General features: G+C 38.5%; 19 protein-coding genes and 1 pseudogene. 4 read left to right on the forward strand and 16 right to left on the reverse strand.

Going from position 1 to position 20,157, the window contains the following annotated elements:
• Positions 1 to 21 precede the first annotated feature (21 nt).
• Both cysI and BPOF4_RS08875 read right to left on the reverse strand, forming a co-directional pair.
• A complete protein-coding gene (gene cysI, locus BPOF4_RS08870; RefSeq protein ID WP_012958790.1) occupies positions 22 to 1,740 on the reverse strand; it encodes an assimilatory sulfite reductase (NADPH) hemoprotein subunit in 1,719 nt (572 codons plus the stop codon).
• 27 nt (positions 1,741 to 1,767) lie between these two features.
• The gene (locus tag BPOF4_RS08875) at positions 1,768 to 3,588 is read right to left on the reverse strand and encodes an assimilatory sulfite reductase (NADPH) flavoprotein subunit (protein WP_012958791.1); all 1,821 of its coding nucleotides are present in this window, start codon (positions 3,586 to 3,588) and stop codon (positions 1,768 to 1,770) included.
• A gap of 328 nt (positions 3,589 to 3,916) precedes the next feature.
• Between BPOF4_RS08875 and BPOF4_RS08880 the strand changes: the two genes are divergently transcribed.
• The 3 genes from BPOF4_RS08880 (at position 3,917) to BPOF4_RS08890 (ending at position 8,203) form a co-directional block, all read left to right on the forward strand.
• Positions 3,917 to 5,977 carry a HelD family protein gene (locus BPOF4_RS08880; protein ID WP_012958792.1) on the forward strand — a complete coding sequence of 687 codons (2,061 nt, stop codon included), beginning with the start codon at positions 3,917 to 3,919 and terminating at the stop codon, positions 5,975 to 5,977.
• Between the two features lie 20 nt (positions 5,978 to 5,997).
• Positions 5,998 to 6,753 carry a MerR family transcriptional regulator gene (locus BPOF4_RS08885; RefSeq protein WP_012958793.1) on the forward strand — a complete coding sequence of 252 codons (756 nt, stop codon included), beginning with the start codon at positions 5,998 to 6,000 and terminating at the stop codon, positions 6,751 to 6,753.
• A gap of 82 nt (positions 6,754 to 6,835) precedes the next feature.
• The gene (locus BPOF4_RS08890; RefSeq protein WP_012958794.1) at positions 6,836 to 8,203 is read left to right on the forward strand and encodes a hypothetical protein; all 1,368 of its coding nucleotides are present in this window, start codon (positions 6,836 to 6,838) and stop codon (positions 8,201 to 8,203) included.
• Positions 8,204 to 8,278: 75 nt separating this feature from the next.
• Here BPOF4_RS08890 and BPOF4_RS08895 read toward each other — a convergent pair whose 3' ends face one another.
• From BPOF4_RS08895 to BPOF4_RS08920, 6 genes are all read right to left on the reverse strand, one after another.
• On the reverse strand, positions 8,279 to 8,635 hold the full coding sequence (locus BPOF4_RS08895) for a nucleotide excision repair endonuclease (RefSeq protein WP_012958795.1): 357 nt from the start codon (positions 8,633 to 8,635) through the stop codon (positions 8,279 to 8,281).
• A gap of 256 nt (positions 8,636 to 8,891) precedes the next feature.
• On the reverse strand, positions 8,892 to 9,092 hold the full coding sequence (locus tag BPOF4_RS08900; protein WP_012958796.1) for a cold-shock protein: 201 nt from the start codon (positions 9,090 to 9,092) through the stop codon (positions 8,892 to 8,894).
• A gap of 218 nt (positions 9,093 to 9,310) precedes the next feature.
• Positions 9,311 to 10,042 carry a membrane protein gene (locus tag BPOF4_RS08905; RefSeq protein WP_012958797.1) on the reverse strand — a complete coding sequence of 244 codons (732 nt, stop codon included), beginning with the start codon at positions 10,040 to 10,042 and terminating at the stop codon, positions 9,311 to 9,313.
• 159 nt (positions 10,043 to 10,201) lie between these two features.
• On the reverse strand, positions 10,202 to 10,633 hold the full coding sequence (locus BPOF4_RS08910; RefSeq protein WP_012958798.1) for a hypothetical protein: 432 nt from the start codon (positions 10,631 to 10,633) through the stop codon (positions 10,202 to 10,204).
• A 32-nt stretch (positions 10,634 to 10,665) separates the two neighbouring features.
• A complete protein-coding gene (locus BPOF4_RS08915; RefSeq protein ID WP_012958799.1) occupies positions 10,666 to 11,508 on the reverse strand; it encodes an alpha/beta fold hydrolase in 843 nt (280 codons plus the stop codon).
• Between the two features lie 146 nt (positions 11,509 to 11,654).
• Entirely contained in the window at positions 11,655 to 12,425 is a 771-nt protein-coding gene (locus tag BPOF4_RS08920; protein ID WP_012958800.1) for a MerR family transcriptional regulator, read from the reverse strand.
• A 144-nt stretch (positions 12,426 to 12,569) separates the two neighbouring features.
• Here BPOF4_RS08920 and BPOF4_RS08925 point away from each other — a divergent pair, with 144 nt between their 5' ends.
• A complete protein-coding gene (locus tag BPOF4_RS08925; protein ID WP_012958801.1) occupies positions 12,570 to 13,790 on the forward strand; it encodes an MFS transporter in 1,221 nt (406 codons plus the stop codon).
• A 394-nt stretch (positions 13,791 to 14,184) separates the two neighbouring features.
• On the opposite strand, the gene BPOF4_RS08930 is transcribed toward BPOF4_RS08925, so the two are convergent.
• The 8 genes and pseudogenes from BPOF4_RS08930 to BPOF4_RS08960 form a co-directional block, all read right to left on the reverse strand.
• On the reverse strand, positions 14,185 to 14,781 hold the full coding sequence (locus BPOF4_RS08930; protein WP_148229509.1) for a hypothetical protein: 597 nt from the start codon (positions 14,779 to 14,781) through the stop codon (positions 14,185 to 14,187).
• 279 nt (positions 14,782 to 15,060) lie between these two features.
• The gene (locus BPOF4_RS08935) at positions 15,061 to 16,101 is read right to left on the reverse strand and encodes a hypothetical protein (protein WP_012958803.1); all 1,041 of its coding nucleotides are present in this window, start codon (positions 16,099 to 16,101) and stop codon (positions 15,061 to 15,063) included.
• A 354-nt stretch (positions 16,102 to 16,455) separates the two neighbouring features.
• Complete coding sequence (locus tag BPOF4_RS08940) at positions 16,456 to 16,644, reverse strand: hypothetical protein (protein ID WP_012958805.1); 189 nt, start codon at positions 16,642 to 16,644, stop codon at positions 16,456 to 16,458.
• 494 nt (positions 16,645 to 17,138) lie between these two features.
• A pseudogene (locus tag BPOF4_RS22890) lies at positions 17,139 to 17,603 on the reverse strand (SMI1/KNR4 family protein); the annotation flags it as partial.
• A 233-nt stretch (positions 17,604 to 17,836) separates the two neighbouring features.
• A complete protein-coding gene (locus tag BPOF4_RS08950; protein WP_012958808.1) occupies positions 17,837 to 18,193 on the reverse strand; it encodes a hypothetical protein in 357 nt (118 codons plus the stop codon).
• A 72-nt stretch (positions 18,194 to 18,265) separates the two neighbouring features.
• Positions 18,266 to 18,667, reverse strand: a complete 402-nt coding sequence (locus BPOF4_RS08955; RefSeq protein ID WP_012958809.1) for a hypothetical protein — start codon at positions 18,665 to 18,667, stop codon at positions 18,266 to 18,268.
• Between the two features lie 284 nt (positions 18,668 to 18,951).
• The gene (locus tag BPOF4_RS21955) at positions 18,952 to 19,245 is read right to left on the reverse strand and encodes a TIGR04104 family putative zinc finger protein (protein ID WP_148229510.1); all 294 of its coding nucleotides are present in this window, start codon (positions 19,243 to 19,245) and stop codon (positions 18,952 to 18,954) included.
• A 21-nt stretch (positions 19,246 to 19,266) separates the two neighbouring features.
• Positions 19,267 to 20,082, reverse strand: coding sequence for a lipid II flippase Amj family protein (locus BPOF4_RS08960; RefSeq protein WP_012958811.1), 816 nt, complete (start codon positions 20,080 to 20,082; stop codon positions 19,267 to 19,269).
• Positions 20,083 to 20,157: the final 75 nt, after the last annotated feature.

Below are 20,157 nucleotides of genomic sequence, written 5' to 3' on the forward strand. Positions count from 1 at the left end.
CCCTGTCTCTCTCATCTCTATTTATGCATGAAAATTCGTTCCGTCAGTCGTTGCGTTAATAATTCCTGCACGAATGACAAAGTCACCGAAGTGTTCGCCTTCTTGGCGTTCGTTTGCATAACGTGGAAGGATCACTCCAAGCTCACGCAGGATTTCCTCTTCCCCGATATTCTCACGGTACATTTTGCTTAAACGGCTGCCATCAAAGGCTGCTCCAAGATACATATTGTATTTGCCTGGCGCTTTTCCGATAAAACCGATTTCGCCTAATGCGTGGCGGGCACAGCCGTTCGGACAGCCTGTCATACGAATTGTGATTTCTTCGTCACGAAGCCCGTTTTCATCAATGATTGCATCTATCTTATCAATTAAAACTGGTAAATAACGCTCTGCTTCTGCCATTGCAAGGCCGCATGTAGGAAGCGACACACAGGCAATCGAGCTGCGGCGTAGAGCAGAATGGTTCTTCCCGTCTGTTAACCCATATTGATCGATAAGTGCCATAATCTGCTTCTTATTCTGAGTGGATACATTAGCGATGATTAAGTTTTGGTTCGCTGTAAGGCGGATATCACCTGTATGAACCTTAGCAATTTCGCGCACAGCCGTCTTTAATTTATACTCATCTGTATCAACAATTCGGCCGCCTTCTACAAACATCGTATAATGCCACTTGCCGCGAACACCCTTCACCCAGCCGTAGCGGTCGCCATTGCTGTCAAATTGGAAAGGCTTTGCTTCCTCAAGACTCCAGCCAAGGCGGTTTTCCAGCTCCTCTTTCACATTCTCAAGACCAAGACGATCTACTGTGTATTTGAAGCGGGCATTCTTACGTTCAGAACGATTACCGTAATCACGTTGAATCGTAATGATTTTTTCAGCAACATCAACAATTTGATCTGGTTTGACGAATCCAATCACTTTAGCAAGCTGCGGATACGTCTCCTTATCACCATGAGACATCCCCATACCGCCGCCGATCGCAACGTTAAATCCAATCAGTTTCCCATCTTCAATGATGGCAATGTAGCCAAGATCCTGAGAATACACATCAACATCATTTGACGGAGGGACAGCAATCCCTATTTTAAATTTACGCGGAAGATACAGCGGGCCATACATGGGCTCGACTTCTTCTGCCTCAGGTGTAGAAGCTACTTTTTCTTCATCCAACCAAATTTCGTGATACGCTCTTGTGCGCGGCAATAAGTCATCACTTATTTTTTTGCCCCACTCATACACTTCCGTATGGATTTGAGATTGGTCTGGGTTAGAAACGCTCATCACGTTACGGTTAACATCCCCGCACGCCGCAATGGTATCAAGCATCGATGCATGGATCTCTTGGATCGTTTTCTTCATGTTCCATTTTAAGATCCCATGCATTTGAAATGTTTGACGTGTTGTCAGCTTTAGTGTGCCGTTTCCGTATTTATCTGCAAGCTCATCCATCACAAGCCACTGTTCGGGTGTTGACACGCCCCCTGCCATGCGGACACGAAGCATGAACTGATAAGCTGGTTCAAGCTTCTGTTTTTGACGTTCGTTACGCAGGTCACGGTCATCTTGCAGGTAGCTTCCGTGGTGCTTCATCAGGCGGTTATCATCATCTGGAATGCCCGCGCTGATACGGTCAAGCATTACTTCCTTTAACGTACCACGCAGCAAATTACTCTCCTGTTTAATTCGCTCCACATCACTTGGAGGGCCGTCTGGCGCTTTTAATTTCTCGTTAGCCATGTTGTCTGTTCTCCTTCCGATCCAAAATCAATATACATCACGTTGATAACGTTTTTGCTGCTGCATATCAGCAACGTATTGTTCCGCTTGTTCACGGCTCATTTGGCCTTCTTTTTCAATAATGTCGATCAGAGTCATATGTACATCATGGGCCATATGCTTCTCATCTCCGCAAATGTAAACAACCGCACCTTGCTCAAGCCACGCATATAATTCCTTACTCGCTTCAAGCATGCGGTGCTGCACGTACACTTTCTCTTCTGTATCACGTGAGAAGGCGACATCCATTTTTGTAAGTACGCCGTCTTTTAACCATTGCTGCCATTCGGTTTGATAAAGGAAGTCTGTAACGAAATGTTGGTCGCCAAAGAATAACCAAGACTTACCTTCCGCCCCTTGTTCTTCACGCTCTTGAATAAATGAACGGAATGGTGCAATCCCCGTACCCGGTCCGACCATAATAATCGGTGTATCAGGATTTTCAGGGAGCTTAAAGTTTTCGTTATGTTGAATGTAAATAGGAAGCGTATCACCTGGCTCTAGACGTTCTGAACATAAAATCGAGCAAACCCCGCTTCTGTCACGTCCATGTGATTGATAACGAACAGCGCCGATTGTTAAATGAACTTCATCAGGGTTGGCTGATAAGCTGCTTGCAATCGAATAGAGACGGGCTGGCATTTTTCGTAAGATGGAGATAAAGTCTTGTGCAGATCCACTCCATGGACCATACGTTTGAACTAAATCAAGCAAATCACGGCCTTCAATAAATTCTTTTAGTTTCTCATTACCTGTTGATAAAAGCTCCGTCAGGTCTTGATTAGCAGATAGCTTTGCTGCCTGCTCAAGAAGCGGCTTTGTTAACACGGTAATTTCAAATTGAGAAGTGAGCGCTTCTTTAAGCGGACGAACATCCCCTTGTTTATTGACCGTTACAATTTCTTCTGGATCCCAGTTCATTTCTTTGATGAGTAAATCTACTAATACAGGATCATTCTCAGGATAGATTCCTAGACTATCTCCTGGTGCATACGTAAGTCCTGATCCTTCAAGCGATAATTCAAGATGACGCGTTTCCTTATTAGAGCCGCGGCCATTCAAATTAAGATTTTCTAATACTTCCGCTTTAAATGGATTCTTTCTTGAATATGCTGATTCACCACTAGCAGGTGCAGCTGCTGCTTGCGTTGGTGCACTGATTGCGCCCTGTGCTTCACTTAAACCGCTGATGACTCCATCAAGCCATTCTGCTGCTGGGTCATCATAGTCAAGGTCACAATCGACACGCGGATGTATTCGTGTGCCGCCTAGCTCTTCTAAGCGTTGGTCAAATTCTTTACCTGTCTGACAGAAAAATTCATAAGAACTGTCACCTAGTGCTAAGACAGAGAAACGTAGATCGTCCAGCTTTGGAGCTCTTCTGCCGTGAAGGAATTCATGGAATGTCAGTGCACTATCCGGAGGCTCTCCCTCACCATGTGTACTCACAACGATCAAAAGATTTTGAATTTTTTTCAGCTGATTCGGCTTAAAATCATTCATTGATGCTACGTTTACTTGGAAGCCTTTTTCTTCAAGAGTCTTCCCTGCCTGTTTTGCGAGACCTTGAGAATTACCCGTTTGCGAACCGAAAAGAATGGTTACTTCTTTGGAAACGGGCTGCGGCGCACTTTCTGTAGAAGCTTGAGCTGCCGGAGCTTCTGGTGTAACCGTGGCTGCAGCAGATTGAGATGCAGCTAAATAGCCCATCAACCAAATTTTTTGCGACTCTGTTAACGTTGGCAGAAGTTGATTAAGGAGATCCGCCTGCTCCTGACTAAAAGGACTGTTAACTACCTGAAGTTGCAACGATATCCACCTCACAAATATGAACTTATCATCAGTCACTATATTGATAGAGACTACCTTTCATTCGTCTTTTCATTAACTGAAAATAAAAATAATGGTTGAATTAATGGTAAACTCATAAATCCTATAAGTCAAGTATGATTTAACACAATACAGAATGAAAGTGCATTCAATTTGAACCTCTTTTGGCTAATATATTAGGCGTGTGAGTAATGTGTGTCACTTCAAATAGGAGTTTCAATCTCATTTAAACCAAACCCTCCAATAAGCCACCACCCTTTCCTTTTTTGCTAAGATGGTTGCTGTGTTTAATTTAAGGAGGGATAAAATGACTAGATTTCCTGATGAGATCATATCTTTATCAACGATTTTAACCAAATTGCATAAAGCGTATGAGAAAGAAGCCGACAAGCTTGAAAATTATCAAGATGAATATAAGGACTTGAAACAATATATGGTCGATTATCGAAATGAAATGGATTCTATGGAGGCGTTTAGTCATCAACGCTCTCTTACGACAATTGATAAAACTGGAGTGATGGTTGAAAAAAAGCTAAATCAGCTAGGGAAACTGATTGACTCTCCATACTTTGGCCGTATTGATTTTATTTATGACGGAGAATCTGAGGAGGATACTGAAATCTTCTATATAGGAAAGTTTTCGTTTACAGATGAAGATGGATCTGTATGTATTTATGATTGGCGCGCCCCAGTCTCAGGGATGTATTATGAGTACGAGCTTGGTCCTGCCTCGTATCAGTCATTAAATGGATTGATTTCAGGTGAACTCACAAGAAAGCGTCAATTTAAGATTACAAACAGTGAGCTTGAGTATGTCCTAGAAAGCTCCACTAATATTCACGATAATATTTTGCAAAAGGAATTAAGTACAACTGCTGATGATCGTATGAAAACAATTATCGCAACCATTCAACAAGAACAAAATAAGATCGTACGAAATGAGAAAGCACATACGCTCGTTATTCAAGGCGTGGCAGGCTCCGGCAAAACGTCTATTGCTCTTCACCGCATCGCCTATTTACTATACAAAAATAAAGAAACACTCTCCTCTGATCGGGTGATGATTGTTTCTCCTAATAAAGTGTTTGCCGATTATATTTCAACTGTCCTGCCCGAGCTTGGTGAGGAACCAATTAAAGAGAATACGATTGAGGATATTGCCCGTTCAATCATGCCAGCTAAATTCTCCTTCACCACAAAATACGATCAAACCAAACGGCTGATCGAACCTCATGCCCCATCGTTTGCAGAGCGGATTTCGTTTAAGTCATCAATAGAGTTTTTCAGCCTTTTTAAAGACTACTTAACACAACTGGATACAGAAATATTCGAACCGACAATGGTTACAATCCAAGAGATGGAGTTCACGCAGGACTATCTTAGCCGACGTTTTAAAAGCTATAGCCGTTATCCAGTCAAAAAACGAATTGAGTATATAGCAAGGGATATCCTCGAAGTTATAAAATCAAAAAGAATGGGCGAAATGAAGCCTCCCTCATTGGGAGAAGTAACTAAGAGGCTAAAAAAGCGACTTCGCTTTAATGATCCTATGCAGCTGTATAAGTCCTTCTATGTACATTTAAACCGAACTGAACTCTTTATCATGAAAAAAAATCAGTTAGAATTTGCAGATGTGTATCCATACCTGTATTGTATTGATTATCTAGAAGGCATCGATACTTTTGATGCGGTTGATCATCTTGTTGTCGATGAAATGCAGGATTATGCGCCGGTAGAATATATGGTGCTGCAAAAGGTATTCCCGTGCAAGAGAACGATTCTTGGAGACTTCAGTCAATCACTGAACCCTTTCGCCTTGCATACGGAGAAAACCTTTAAGCCGATTTTTTCAGAGCCTGAGTTTGTTGAACTAAAGAAAAGTTATCGTTCCAGCTATGAAATTATCGAATTTACGAGACAGTTCCTCCCTGAGAATGCTATTGAAGCAGTCAAACGTCATGGAGATAAGCCAAGGATCATCACGTATCACAGTGACTACGAGCAGGTAGAGGAATTAATAGCCTCTCTTCATCAATTTGAACAGAGCAAATTTAAAACTTGTGGAATTATTTGCAAAACAGAAGCTATGGTGCAAACGTTAGATGGAGTTTTGTGTGAGAAATTTACGTTCACACGCCTAGATGAGGAAAGCTCTAGCTTTACAGAAGGAATTACACTTACTACCGTTCAGCTGGCTAAAGGACTTGAATTTGATCAAGTAGTTGTTCCTTTTGTGAGTGGCAGTGCATACAGAAATGAGTTTGAAAAAGGATTGTTGTACGTGGCTTGCACCCGTGCTATGCATCAACTCATCGTTATGCAAGATGCAGACGATCCGTCGCAATTGATAATAGAGAATCAAAATTAAACCAAAAGCAGGTGGTTGGGGTGTATCGAACAAAAGAAATGGCACAATTAGTGAGCGTGCACCCTAACACTGTGCGGATTTATGAAGACTGGGGCTATATCTCCCCTGTTCCTAGAAAAGAAAATGGATATCGGATCTATTCAGATGTCCACTTGCTGCAAATGAAGATTGCCCGATTATTGTTTACATGTGAAATTGTGCAAGGAGATATGAGAAATCGAGCAAGACAAATCGTATATGCATCGGGTAAAGAAGATTTCCAAGGCGCTCTGCAGTTAACAACCCAATATATCTCGCATTTGGAAACCGAGTATCACCATGCTGTAAAAGCGGCCGATGTAGTTGAGAAATGGCTGAGGAAAGAGTCCGTACAAGGTAATCAAACGTACTCCAGAAAAGAAGTGGCCAAGCTTTTAAGTGTCACATCTGAGGCATTACGAAATTGGGAACGTAACGGTCTAATTTCAGTCCCGCGGCTTGAGAACGGATTTAGAGTATACGGAGAAAAGGAAGTGGAACAGCTGCGTGTTATTCGCAGTTTGAGACAAGCTCATTATTCCCTCAATGCCATTTTAAGGCTGTTTAGTACGATTAAGCATCGAGGTTCTACAGTTATTGAGATCCTTGATACACCATCAGAAAGCGAGGATATCGTTTCTGTGACAGATCGATTAATCACCTCTTTAACACTGGCTATAACATATGCTGATGATGCCAAAAAATTATTAGTTGGTTATCTGAAAATGGATAAGACGACTGCCAAAAGACTTAAATAGAGTAACAAAATAGGCATTTTACACATGTTTTAAACGACCGCATACATTAATAGAAACCAATAAAAGAGGAGTGAATGTTATCTTGAGAAATGGATATTTTAGGCAAGCTGGTCCTTCTTTCACTTCACAGCCACACTATTATTCCTATCATTCTTCTTATACATTCCAACCTAACTACGCGCCTTTATCACAGAATTATGCTTACCAAACCTCTCCTTATGTACCTAATCAAATAAACCAAACTAGTGTGTCCAACATAGCGGTATCGCGAAATCAAACGGACCATACCTCTTCTAATGTTCCTCATCCCGGGCCTCATCAGAATTGGATTTATCAACCAAGTGATACGTATTTTTTCTTGGGGGACCATAACGCGAGCTACTACATTTTTCCGTATGAAGCTGATCCCACTACCGAAATTGTCATCAGAGGGCGATATCCCTATGCACGCTATTTCACCTTTAATGTAGCAAATATTCCAACTCATCGTTTAGTTGATGCAATAGTTGGGAGGGATTTAATTCCTGACCCAGGCAGTACGAACCCCTTTTTTCCAGGTGGGAATTGGGATGCAACAAATCGTAACTATACGTTGAAAATCCGTTTTACTGAACCTCCTGAGGGCTCGAATCTTTTTGTTCCTGATGCGGGTAATAATGTGATTTACGCAGGGACTCTTGAAAGTGGTGCACCAAATAGAACCGGGTTTATTATATTAAGAATTTACGTTCCGAGTATAGGCTATGATAAAACAGGAGGTGTCGATCTTCCTTTTATCACTTATGCACAAAATAGCAGTCTCCCCTCTGCAGCATTTCAAACCACAACTCCGCCGCATCAGCTGGATTTTGATGACTTTAGGTATCTAAATGAAGTTGCCAATATGAATACAAGAAATAACATAGAGAACAACTTTAGACAGAACGTCGATTTAACATGGAAGCGTTTTGGGCCAGAGTTTCTTCAGCCTGAAGGAAATACAATCTATACCATTTCCACCCTAATTGACAGGGACCCTAATAAGTTGTTATATATTCGCTGGAAAGCTCCTACGTTCCCGGATACGTATCATAATTTCGGGATCTCAGGCGATGAAGATATGCAATATTGGAGCATGAATTTTGTCACACCAGTTGGTATGTTGGGACTATATACTATTTCAGATTATCAGACAATTATTGATAATGAGGGGTATGTTAATTTAGTTATAAGCTTTGGAGCCCAACGACCATCATCTGTCACCTCCGAGAATGGTTATACTTGGGTTGACGCTAGCCAGCTTCCTTTAGTCCCTCTTTTTCTAATTTACAGAAATAATCAAATATCTGAGGACTTCATTCAATATACAGCGGCGGATATTGCTCCGGGCGAAATCGTGACACCTCAAGACATGGGAGAATATTATCAATCTGGTATATACTTAGATCCTATGGATTTTGAGCAGGCATAATAAAGAGTGTTGGCATAGCTTATGCCAACACTCTTTTTAGTTACTACCTTTATTCTTATTTATGGCTATTAGGTTTTACTTAAAAAACACTTTATCTACATTGTACTTCGCCTTGAGTTCATTAATAATATATGTCTCATAGATTTCTCTATGAACAGGGTCTTCAATAATGCACACATCAATTTTAGCAACTTCATCTCTATGTACTTTGATTGGCGATACCGTATCTTCAAAATGTTTTTTGATTCGTTGTCTTAACTTCCTTGCTTTACCTACGAATAATAACTCTTTCTTGTCATTATAAAACATAAAAATACCACCCTTATCTCTAGGGATCAGGTGGAAATCAGTAAATCCATAGATATTACTAAGCTCTGGATTATCTTGTTTGGTAATCGTCACATTCGATGTTGGAATTGTTATATTAATCACAAAAGTTCACTTCCTTTAAATTAGTGCTATAAATTCTAGTATCGTTCATTTTAAATAAATTGTAAGTATCATTAGGTATTCTAGGCATTGTGTGGTATGCTTCATCTAACCATTTTACCACTTGTAACATGTATGCCCCGAGGCTGACTAAACGTAAAATGCCGGATCCTTCAAAAGGAGAGGCATTTAGTAGTCAGCCTTTTTTGTATGGTTTGCGCCGATAAAAAAAGGACTCTAATCTAGAGTCCTTTCTCAATTATGCTTTGTTTACATTAACAGCTTGAAGTCCACGTTGACCTTGCTCTGTTTCGAATGTAACTTTTTGACCTTCATCTAAAGATTTAAATCCTTCGCCTTGGATAGCTGAGAAATGTACGAATACATCATCTCCACCTTCAATTTCGATGAAACCGAATCCTTTTTCTGCGTTGAACCATTTTACTGTACCTTGTTCCATGTGTGTTTCCTCCTGCGGTGGCTTAATTCCACCATTTATTACTATAGATGTTCAGTTATCAAAGGCGAAAAGCTTAACCACTTATTCATTCCTAAAATCGAACAAAAATAATTCTCCTTAAGAGTAACAGATAAAATTCCATAACGCAAATCGAGTTTAAGTTGACTCAATAATCGTTCTAGAAAGTTAATCGTTATCATACACCTTTGTAATTGATATTAAGAGACAAGTAATAATAAAGCTATATATCCAATTGCTCCTAAGGAGAACGCCAATGTACTGCTTTCTCGATCTTCAGGCAGTTCCTCTTTGAGAACATTTAATATGATGGCACCTGATAGAAAGGCAAAAAATAAGGCTAACACTGATTCGGGGATTTCTGTTAAGACACCGATTGCCCATCCCAACAATACAGCTAAAGCTAGCAGCCATCTACCAACACGATTATAGATATCCTTATGATGAGTACGTAAGCCATAATCAACAACAATAAAATGCAGGGCCATAGCTATAACATATAAAATTAAACTTAACAGCCCTTCTGAATCTCTATGAATGAGTAAATATCCAATAAGTCCGTTATAAAAGGCAAAGGAACTAATATGCAGCCAGAAGATTCTTCTCGTTGGTTGATCTTCTCCTGTTTCTTCCTGGTTTTGTTTCTGAGATTCTTTGGCCGTTTTTTCTAAGGCATAAAATAATATAAGGCCAAGCATTGCGAGTAAGTAGGCATGATGTTCTAGATAAGAAAGCAAAAAGCCATGATGTTCTATTAGCTCTTGATGTTCCTTTAATTCAGGCAGGATATGAATAAATACATACCCAACAGAAACACCACCACCTAACGAAAGGAACCGGCTTCTCGGAATGATTTGGATAAAGCGCATATTCTTAGCGAAGATGTGCATACTTGCAAGTATTATGGCAAAGGCAAACGCTGTGATCTGCATACAGACTCCTCCTCTGTCTGCCTTTTCCCTATTTCACTTTAAAGTATTCTAGGTTACTATTATTATTTTAAGCTGCGTATTTTCAAGCTGTTTCCGTGAAATAACTGACCCGGCGATAGACGGAGGTTTCTTTTTAGGGAGTTCTCTAAGCAGAAACGGTTAATTTGCAGGCACGTTTTCCAATTCTTCAATAAAGCTATTAAGCCATTCCACATGAATCGGTCCATTTATCACCTTATAATAATTCCCGTCATAATGATGTATGCGGTCCTCATAAATAGAAGCCATTATAGAAGGCCTATTGTTAGAGTTGATAGACACATGAAAACCCTCCATAGCTTTTAAATCTCTGTCCCAATCAGCAGCACTCATTTTCTTTACTCTATATTGGCTTAAAAACTCTGTGAGTTCCTCTGCGTAAGCCGGGTTAGTAGTATGTAACTCGAAATTAATGTCCAACGAATGAAATTTTGATGGATTATAGCTAAGAACATCATCTAAGTTTTTCTCTCTATAATCATTTAATAGATTAATAGTTATAAAGATTATTAATGCTACAAGTCCAATGCTTATGTACTTTTTCTTTTTCATTTATGGGTGTAACCTCCCTATTAAACAAGCAATCACTCTAACTCATTAAAATCCTCTACCATTTCGCAAAATCTTTCCTTCTCTTCTAAATGAGGAAAGTGATTGCTTGTTTCAAATACATACAGTTTAGAATTTGGAAGAAGGTTATGTATCTCTTCTGAATAAACAAAAGGACATTGCGAATCATACCTTCCGCAGAAAACTATCGTTGGCGTGTTGGTATGTGAAATATGATCGCGAATATCATAAGTTGGCAGTTCGTTATTGATATAATAATCTAAACGCTTTTGAACAACCTTACCGCTGCTTGGTTTTGAAAAATATTCATCAAAGAGTCTTGGCTCATACAACGACATTTCCGTCCATTCGCGTCCAGCTTGTATTCGTTGTTCCTTTGTTGAATCACTAGATTTAAGTATGGATAATAACTCTTTTACCGTCTCGTTTAGAGGATTTTTAAAACTATAAATACTACTCTTATGCTCCATATATTCTTTCGTAGCGGTTGCTCCACCGACCATTAACCGTTTTAAAGAACTGGAGTGTTTTGCAGCATAGACCAAACCCAGCATCCCTCCTGTTGAATGCCCTGCAAAACTCCATCTCTCAAATCCTAATGCTCTTCTTATGGCTTCTAAATCTTTTGAGGTTGCACTCAAACTCAGTTCGTCACCATTTTTAACACGAGGAGAATTACCAGCTTCCTTTAAATTGACAAGAAAAACGCTAAAAGAATTAACAAACATATCTGCAAAATAATTTCCACGTTCGTTAAACTCGCTGTACAAGTGAGTAACACATAACGGCTCCCCGCTCCCTGCTACGAATACTTCAAACTCTCCTCTTTCGGTATTAATTAGCTTTTGCTCCCACATATCTTCTCCCCCCAGTTATATATATTTATCTATTCAATATTCTTTTTTCTATATTTTAACATCAAGCACCTTTTTAAGAAAAATAAAAAAGCATCCCTTGTTTAAGGTATGCCCCTTTAGTTAGGGTTGAAATTCATACTAATTCTTCAAACATCCTTCTTATCCTCTTCTTGACTCGAGCGACTAGTAAAATAAGCTTTCAACCCTTCATAAAGATAAATACCTAAATCTTCAGGGATATAACTATTAAACTCATGCTGATGGGCTTCCAAGAATGTCTCGTCCTGTAGTAAGGTAAACAAGGTTCTTGTTGTAGGAGTAACCAGGTTATTGATTGCTTTTAACATTTCTGAATTGTTCACCGTTTCATTATAGACTAATAACTTTCTTGTGATAGAAAGCAATTCTATAGTTGCTTTATCTCTCTCTAGGTTAAGTTTGGGATCTTTCAGAGACTCTATTTCAGCTAATATGCATGGGTTATCATGAAAATGTTTCTCTAATGCATGAATTTGTTTCTTTTCTCTCCTGAATACATCGAGCATGATAAACGTGAATTCATCTAATTCCTTGTCAGAGATGGAATTTTTCCCGTACAGTTCCTTCATTCTTTGTATCGTTTGTAAAGTCTCATTTAGTTCTTCCATTTTTTGATTAATCATTTGTTCTTGTAAATCTAATAGTTCTTTAGTTTTCAATGTGTCTTTAGATAAATGAGTTTTTATTTCTTCTAGGGATAAACCTAATTGTTTAAAGATGCTGATTTTTTGATACAATTCCCATTCTTTACGCGTGTATACTTTCTGTCCTTTATCATTGCGATTTGTCGGTTTAAGAAGTTCAATTTTATCATAATACCTTAACGTTCTAATTGTTGTATTTACGAGCTTTGCAAAGTGTCCAATTGTGACTTCCATGTTATTTCACCCTCGCTACAAATAATGTATTTGTATTATCTAAATAACTTCACACCACATTTAACTTTTTTTATTTTAAGTATTGCCTAAGACGTTACGTCACACCTTATGCTGATTATATATTAGCAGAAAGGATTTTGATCTATGGACACACAAAAATTATTATTTAAAAATCGTCAGTTCTTATTTATTTTTATAGGAGGATTCTTAGCCCTTATAGGGTTTAGCTCATTTTTTACGACTACTACGTGGTTTGCAATTACGGAGCTAGGTTCTGCTAGTTCCCTCGGGATTGTCCTTGTTTCTATTACTGTTCCTCGGATTCTAATGATGGCTTTTGGCGGGATCATCGCTGATAAATTTAAAAAAACGTCCATTATGTTTACCACAAGCTTTATTCAAGGGTGCATTCTTGTATTAATATTTGTATTAACCTATACGTCTAGCTTATCAATCTCACATTTGGTTGTATTGGGTATGATTTTTGGGACATTGGATGCTTTTTCAGGACCTGCAGGGGCATCATTGATTCCAAAGATAGTGAATAAAAATCAAATTCAACAAGCAAATGCAATAATTCAAGGTATGGGTCAAATTGGTTTTGTAGTAGGACCTATCGTATCCGGAAGTGTCATGGAGTATTTTGGAGTTAGTGCAGGATATTTAGTCGCAGCAATGATTGTTCTTTTATCAGCATTATTGATGTTCCCTCCATTTTTCAAAGAAGGTGCTGTGGTAAATACAGTGAAACAGAGTCCTTTAAAAGATCTTAAAGAAGGTTTTTCTTATGTAAAGGCGAGTAAATTTCTAGTAACGGGTATTTTGATTTTAGTGACTTTAAACTTTTTTGCTTTCGGTGCTATCACAATTGCCATACCCATATTAGTGGAGGCCTATGGCGGTACACCTATTAACTTAAGTTTCATTGAAGTCGGCATGGGTCTAGGAATGCTTACGAGTACTGCGGTGTTAGGTTTAGTAAAAATAAGAAGGCGTGGATTGACCTCAATTATGGGGTTAATTGCAGTACTAGTTATAAGCGTAGGTTTTAGTCAAGTTCCCAATCTCTATGTACTTACCATCCTGGCATTCATGATCGGCTTTACCATGACATTTGTAGCTATCCCGTTTTTCACATCAGCACAAGAAAATACAGATCCAAGAATTATGGGAAGAGTGATGAGTGTGATCTTCTTAGCAATGAATGGGTTTGATCCCCTTGCATATGCAGGTGTTACTTTACTTGTTACAAGAGGTTTAGATATACAGAATATTGTCTTATGCTTTTCATTGATTGGATTAATGATTGCCCTTTTGGTTCTATGGAGAGGAAAGACATTTAGGAGTGAGCAAGTACAGCAGTAATAGTTGAAAAGGGTATAATTCTTTCCAATACTACAACTGACTAAGGGCATTGCTGTTAGAAGATTTTTCAGTGACTAGAATAAAGAGCCCTCTTAATATGATACGGGGTGTCAAATCTTACTCAGAATTGACAACCCGTTTTACTTCTTCATTACACCTTTGGATTTTATGGCCTAGCAAAGAAAATGATCAAAGCAGATAAAACGACCGGATTAGCTTTCGAAACGATGGGCGTTATCACCAATTGCGCTCATCTATTTACTTTATAAGATGGTTCAATCTAACATCTAATTCGTGAAACTTACCACTTGCTATCATTGAGTTTATCAAAAGAAAAATATGCCATAAAAACGACTTCATTCGAGCAATCGCTTTTGACTTTTCAGTTTGTGAATTAAGGTGTATTTCCTTCAATTTCACTTGCAGTGAAAGTTGTAGCTGCTGATGTCGATACAGTAAAAGGACCACCTTCACTACAAAATCGTAAAGCTGTTAATGTATACGTTACTACTCCAAGTGGAGGATTTTCATCCAGAAATGTAATACTTGTTATTCTATTAAAACAAAATCCGTCAGTAATCTGAAGCGTATCTATAGCTTCAAAAATTGGATCTCCGTTACGCAAAATTCTAAATATAGGACCAAACAAACCAGTTTCATCTTCTAAATCAATTCGCCAAGGAATTGTAGCTTGTAATAATACCCTGTCTGTAAGGTCATCAATAAATAATCTCACTGTTCCAAGAGTTACAGGGTCTGCAGGTGGTTCTGTGATAGTTATCGGGGCCGGAGTTACACTCCCGTCAAATTCTGTTAGCAACCCCCGTTCCCCATTAGCTTTCGTTGGGGGTATATTGATCACTGGATTAACATTGATTGTTGGATTAGACGTGTTGGTATTACTAGGATTGTTCCTTATTTTATTCTCCTTCTTAATCGGACAACAACATGGGGATGAACAACAAGATTTACAATATGGTTTTACACCCATTAGCTATAACCTCCTAAAATAATATTCCTTATCAGTTTATTAGCTATTCATCTCCATGTATCAGCAGTTGCAGGAGGTTATATGTGGATTCTTTTATGGGGTAATTTAATTTGGAATTATGGATTTAGAAATAAAAAAGCAATAAGTACACTCTAACTTGGCTGTACTTATTGCTTTTCTTTATTCAGATCCCTTTTTAAAAAATACTTTGGGTGTTGTTCAAATAGTAATAGAAAATTCAACCAGCATCTCTTTTGAATGTGATTTACCCTACACAATTTATTGACCTATTAATGGGTAAGTGATGCTTTCTTCTGTAGTATGATTAATCAAACGGATCTCTTCTGCATGAAAATCAAGTGCAGCGAGCTGCATCGCTCTTTCAAACACAATTAGATCTTCTTCTGTTACGATTTCTTCTTCCGCTGCGTATCTAACTGTAGCACTGCCGTTCTCCATAGAGGAGTTGACGATCTCCATTCCCTCTACAATTGCAGAAGAATAAAACGCATCTTCACGATCTACCGAATTCATCGTCTCTACCGTCTCAGGAAAGGATAAAGACTCACCTCTCTCATGCTCCACTTGCTCTCCTAACTCTCCGCCCGCTAGAAACAACGTCTCCTTTAATTCTTCATCGTAGACTGTATAATAGCCACGAGTTAGACCTCTTTCGTTTTGAACTATGATGGGCTCGTCAATGCCCCGTTCAGCCACAATAATGTCTTCTTCTCCCTCAGAATTAAAAAATAATACTTCTTCTATCCCATATAAATCACTAATTGCAAACAGCGAGTCGTAAAACAAAACAGATTGCGCAGAAGTTGCTGATAATTCATTTCCGTCTTCATTAAAGTGTAAATGAAGTTTCGGCCAATCTACAGAGATATCAGCGTAAGTGCTTAGAATATCTTGTTCAGAAAGGTCTCCCTCATTAAGAGAGATTTCTATAGTATCTTCACGTGACAGTTTTTGATCTTCATCGCGTTTAATTGAAAATGCTGTGTAGAATCGAACGATACCATCAACTTCTGCTTCAATATACTGTGAACCAATTAAATATGTTGGAGTCTCAACCGTTCTTGTATAAGCATCTATATCATTCTCATCCGCTTCAGGTAAAGCCTCTTCATTTTTATCAATCACGTTATTGTCGTCATTTGTTTTTAATTCTTCTTTGTTATCTTGATTATTCTCACCAGCAGCACCTTCTTCCGTCGGCTCGGCATTCATTTCTTCTAAATCATTATCTGAATTTTGACATCCAACGATTAGTAACGCTGCAGAAAGAATTCCAACTATTTCAGTTATTTTTTTCATGAGAAACGCCCCCTTTATAATTATTTGTATACCCTTCATGACTGAATACAATAGTATAAATTATAAAGATCGACGTTTTACTGCACCTACCCTGCTTATTTGGATTGAACATACGTATTAAACCCCTTTATTCTTCCGCTCTGCGTAATAATTCCAACAATAAAATGTGAGCCAAAAAGTAATGATTACTATAAGAGGGTAATAAGGCTTTAATTGAGTAGGAATAAAGTAAAATAGTATTATAGTAGTTATTAGAAATGGCGGCATGAGAATCCAATAACGTTTGTTCTTAAAGTGTTTAATTATATGCCTCTCCTTTGTCAGCTGTTCTATGATAATGATAATTACGTGTCGTTAATTCGTATGTACCTTTCTTGAAACCATCCCGTTAGCCACTGCACCTATTAACCCAGCAATCACTAAAACATACGCAACAAACAATGGTGTGGAAGAGAGTGATTCCGTAAGAATTCTAAACATACCGACGGCAAAAATGAGTAAACTACAAACAAGTGTAATCAATACTTTAGTTTTACCATTCAACTAATTACCTCCCTTTGTATAAAAAATCAGTTCTTCCGTTTTGAATTAGCACCAACCAAGCCTCCAACTACACCGCCTATTAATGCAATAACAATTGCTGCCCATGTCCAAAAGCTCAAATCAAGCACCTCTCTTTATGTATGAAGTCTGCTTTGTAATTGTTCTAGTGAATACTGAGCGAGCTCTTTCACATCCTTATTTTTACTTAGATAAAGCTCCTGCAAGACTTCATCTAAGTAGTCATCCTCTAAAATGCCTTTATTACCACCTTCAGCACAGCACATTAAAAAGAGAAGTAAATAAAAATGAACTTTAGGCTTCTCATGCTGCCTCATTTTTTCAACCATATAACGGATCAATTCGTCCGTTGTGGAGAGCACTTTCGTTAATAGACGGTCAATATCTTTAGGTGTGCCATTCTTTATCACGTCGTCTATTTGAGTGTAATAGTCTTTTATTTCTTGATCAGAAAGTTCAGATTCAGGAATAGCAACCTCTTCTTCTTCACTGTAATCAATTAATCCATTAATAAAGCTCTCAAAATCATGTGCCAGCTGTAATTCTTGCTCTTGTTCCACATCAATATACATTACAGCAGGCTCCGACTTGGTATTTCGGTAATCAAGGGCAATCCAGGCATGTCCATCGCCAGAAATAAGCACTATGTTCTCAGGCAAGTCCCATTCTTGAATAAGATAGCTGCTATCTAGTATTCCTTTCTCCGTACCGATTCCAATACCAAATAAGTGATCAACTTGAACATGGTTAGAGGCCCAAGATGTTGGGACATCTGTCGGGTGGGCATTAAAATTGAGATAGCCGCCATTTTGCTGCTTTAAGAGCTTTTTATATGAATCTGGTAGCTTGATTTCTAAATCAGCTTCTGCTTTTTTAATCATTTCCTCTGTTAATGGTTCTAATTTACCGCAATCATTATCTGCTTGCCAAATAGGTTTCATATTTTATTCCTCCACGAATAGTTGAGCTTAAGATATCTGCTGCTACATTCAGGTGTTTTAATTCTTTTTAGACATGGATTCCTTAATCTCATTCACTTTTTCATCAATCTCGTCCAATCTATTTTTTGTGTAATTCATAAAAAGAGCGACTCTTGATAGGAGAAAGATGATAAGTATTAAGAATACAAGATTAATCATTGCATCAAAGATATCAATGTTAAGCGCCCCCCTTCTTACCTGTATTTACTTACAGATTTATTAGCATAGCTTCTCGCCATGGTGGACCGAGAAAAACGAATTCTGTATTTTCCTTTAAGCTCTTCCTTTACTTTTTCCGTCAACTGCTCCCCTTGTTTATTATGTTCTTCTTCCATCTCAACACCATTAGGAATTAATCTATCTACATCCAAATCGATCCATTCGCCGTATTTTCCTGCCCATTCCATTAAATCGTTCTTTAATTCATTTGATAGGGGGAATTCTTCTAAGTCTAAATTATGACCACAGACATCACACCAAATAGGATCTGCCCCGACATCACCTTCTACTTTTAAATCAAAGGTACCATTTTGCTCACACAAACAATTCATCAATAACTCGCTCCTCTAAAGTGAATTCCTGATTCTAATAAGTTCGGTTTATAGCTTGCGAAACCTCCACGCTTATTTTTCAACAAAACTACCTAGCACCACATACCCTAAAATAATTCCTGTGATGGCCCATGATTCAATATGCATAATTTCGAGGGTGAACGGCAGAAATTGTAACGGGATAAAATGGGCAAGCAGCGGCACGAAAGTAACATAACACAACGGGATGCCTACAATAAGCAGCTTTATCCAATTGACTTTCCACTCTTTCCTTCCTTTGCGTTCTTTAATGAACCTTGGTAGACGTAGAAGAACTCCTAGAAATATAGGAAATAATGTTGAATATAGAAACAACGGCCAAATCTCAAAGTTTCTTGAGGCTTCCAATCTTAAATGATGCTGAAAGGTTAAGCCGCCCCATAAAACCACCCCGATCAATAGCATCCAGCCTAGATACTTCCACGCATCTTTCATCGTACTCCCCCTTATCTATGTGCTTTATGTAGTATATAAACCAGACGAGTTAACTATGTTTAATCTGACTATGTTCGATGTAGTGCCGTTAATTTGCATTCTGTTTATCCAGCTCCTCGAGCATCCAAGCAACAAACGCAAATGAAAAAATTATCATCAGGATCATCGTAAAAGAAACTGTTTCTTCGGTAATGAGGAGATATAGTATGTATCCAACTAGAGCCATTATATGAAGCTTGTACTTTTTAAACAAATTGGGCATCCTTAAGCATTTTCGCAAGGTACTAGACCTCTTCACAATCATATGTAATCAAAAATGGATACAACGGTACGAGCAGCAGTGTGAAGATGACAGCTCCTAACATAGACCAGAAAATAGATTCCAGACTACTAAAGAGCAAAAATCCAAAACCAGATATACTTAATGAAGTGAGTACACTCATAATTACTCTAGAATAAATGGAGATCTCATTGTTGAAATGACACGTCTCACATTTAAATTTATTTAAAAACATCGACTTAAAGCGATCTTTAAAGCTTGCTTTTGAGTGGCATTTACAGCATGCATATAGATTCATTGCTTACCTCTCCTTCCTTCCTCACACAATAAACTTAGTAAACCAAGCGACATAATAAGCACCAGGAATGAATAGCACCTGGGCAAGCAGCGTGCCTAATAGTCGAGATGTGACCATCATGATGGAGATGGTTTTCAGAGATAAGTAACTCCCTTTTTTATTCACCACCTGATCGGCCAGTACTGAAATCTTTGGATCAATGAAAATGACCAGAAAAATCGTAGCAATGCCATTGATAAGACCAGAAGCCATAATAGCTGTTGATGCTCGCTCTGGTGCAAGTAAAGACGCATATAACGCTGACAGCACACCTATGGTATAAACCGAGGTTACGATCATGTTGATAAGAAACAATTTTATTGGGAAGTCTCTCAACTTCATTCCCCTAAGATATGCAAGCCGCGGCATCCGGATATGTCGAATGCCTCTTTTCATCACTCGCCACTTGAGGCCTTGTTGAACAAGTGCTGGAACGGAACCATTTAGTCTTGATAAATGAATGATAGAGCGTGAGAAGATAGCTATAAATGTTGGCAGTAATAATATGCCGACGATCGTTCCAACGGTTGAAGCCCCAATAATGACTCTATACTGGCTCTCAACAAGCGTTAGAGCTTGATCTGGAGGAGCAGTATCAATTAAGCTTCCGGTAAACGGCTGCTGCATCATGTTTGCTAGTCGGGAAACGATGACCATCACATTAAATAAAGCGAGGCCTGATGCAATCAACCGAACTCTTGCGCCAGATATACGAACCGAATATGCTAAGGTCTCGATACAATGAATGCTTAAGATAAATAGTGCAATTAATATAACTTTGTCTGTAATGATGTCCATAGATGGTTCCTTTCAAGCAAATCTTGTAATCTTCTATATTTTAACACTTATTTACCAATTAGTGCCTTTTCTTTT

This window comes from Alkalihalophilus pseudofirmus OF4 (assembly GCF_000005825.2).
In the GTDB taxonomy this organism is placed as follows: domain Bacteria; phylum Bacillota; class Bacilli; order Bacillales; family Bacillaceae_D; genus Alkalihalophilus; species Alkalihalophilus pseudofirmus.

Bases quoted from the DNA above. Each gene is read 5' to 3' on its own strand.
- BPOF4_RS08930 (WP_148229509.1), bottom strand. From the start codon at position 14,781: ATGGGTGTAAAACCATATTGTAAATCTTGTTGTTCATCCCCATGTTGT.
- BPOF4_RS08920 (WP_012958800.1), bottom strand. From the start codon at position 12,425: ATGGAAGTCACAATTGGACACTTTGCAAAGCTCGTAAATACAACAATT.
- cysI (WP_012958790.1), bottom strand. From the start codon at position 1,740: ATGGCTAACGAGAAATTAAAAGCGCCAGACGGCCCTCCAAGTGATGTG.
- BPOF4_RS08915 (WP_012958799.1), bottom strand. From the start codon at position 11,508: ATGTGGGAGCAAAAGCTAATTAATACCGAAAGAGGAGAGTTTGAAGTA.
- BPOF4_RS21955 (WP_148229510.1), bottom strand. From the start codon at position 19,245: ATGAATCTATATGCATGCTGTAAATGCCACTCAAAAGCAAGCTTTAAA.
- BPOF4_RS08950 (WP_012958808.1), bottom strand. From the start codon at position 18,193: ATGAATTGTTTGTGTGAGCAAAATGGTACCTTTGATTTAAAAGTAGAA.
- BPOF4_RS08910 (WP_012958798.1), bottom strand. From the start codon at position 10,633: ATGAAAAAGAAAAAGTACATAAGCATTGGACTTGTAGCATTAATAATC.
- BPOF4_RS08960 (WP_012958811.1), bottom strand. From the start codon at position 20,082: ATGGACATCATTACAGACAAAGTTATATTAATTGCACTATTTATCTTA.
- BPOF4_RS08905 (WP_012958797.1), bottom strand. From the start codon at position 10,042: ATGCAGATCACAGCGTTTGCCTTTGCCATAATACTTGCAAGTATGCAC.
- BPOF4_RS08880 (WP_012958792.1), top strand. From the start codon at position 3,917: ATGACTAGATTTCCTGATGAGATCATATCTTTATCAACGATTTTAACC.
- BPOF4_RS08955 (WP_012958809.1), bottom strand. From the start codon at position 18,667: ATGAAAGATGCGTGGAAGTATCTAGGCTGGATGCTATTGATCGGGGTG.
- BPOF4_RS08925 (WP_012958801.1), top strand. From the start codon at position 12,570: ATGGACACACAAAAATTATTATTTAAAAATCGTCAGTTCTTATTTATT.
- BPOF4_RS08900 (WP_012958796.1), bottom strand. From the start codon at position 9,092: ATGGAACAAGGTACAGTAAAATGGTTCAACGCAGAAAAAGGATTCGGT.
- BPOF4_RS08935 (WP_012958803.1), bottom strand. From the start codon at position 16,101: ATGAAAAAAATAACTGAAATAGTTGGAATTCTTTCTGCAGCGTTACTA.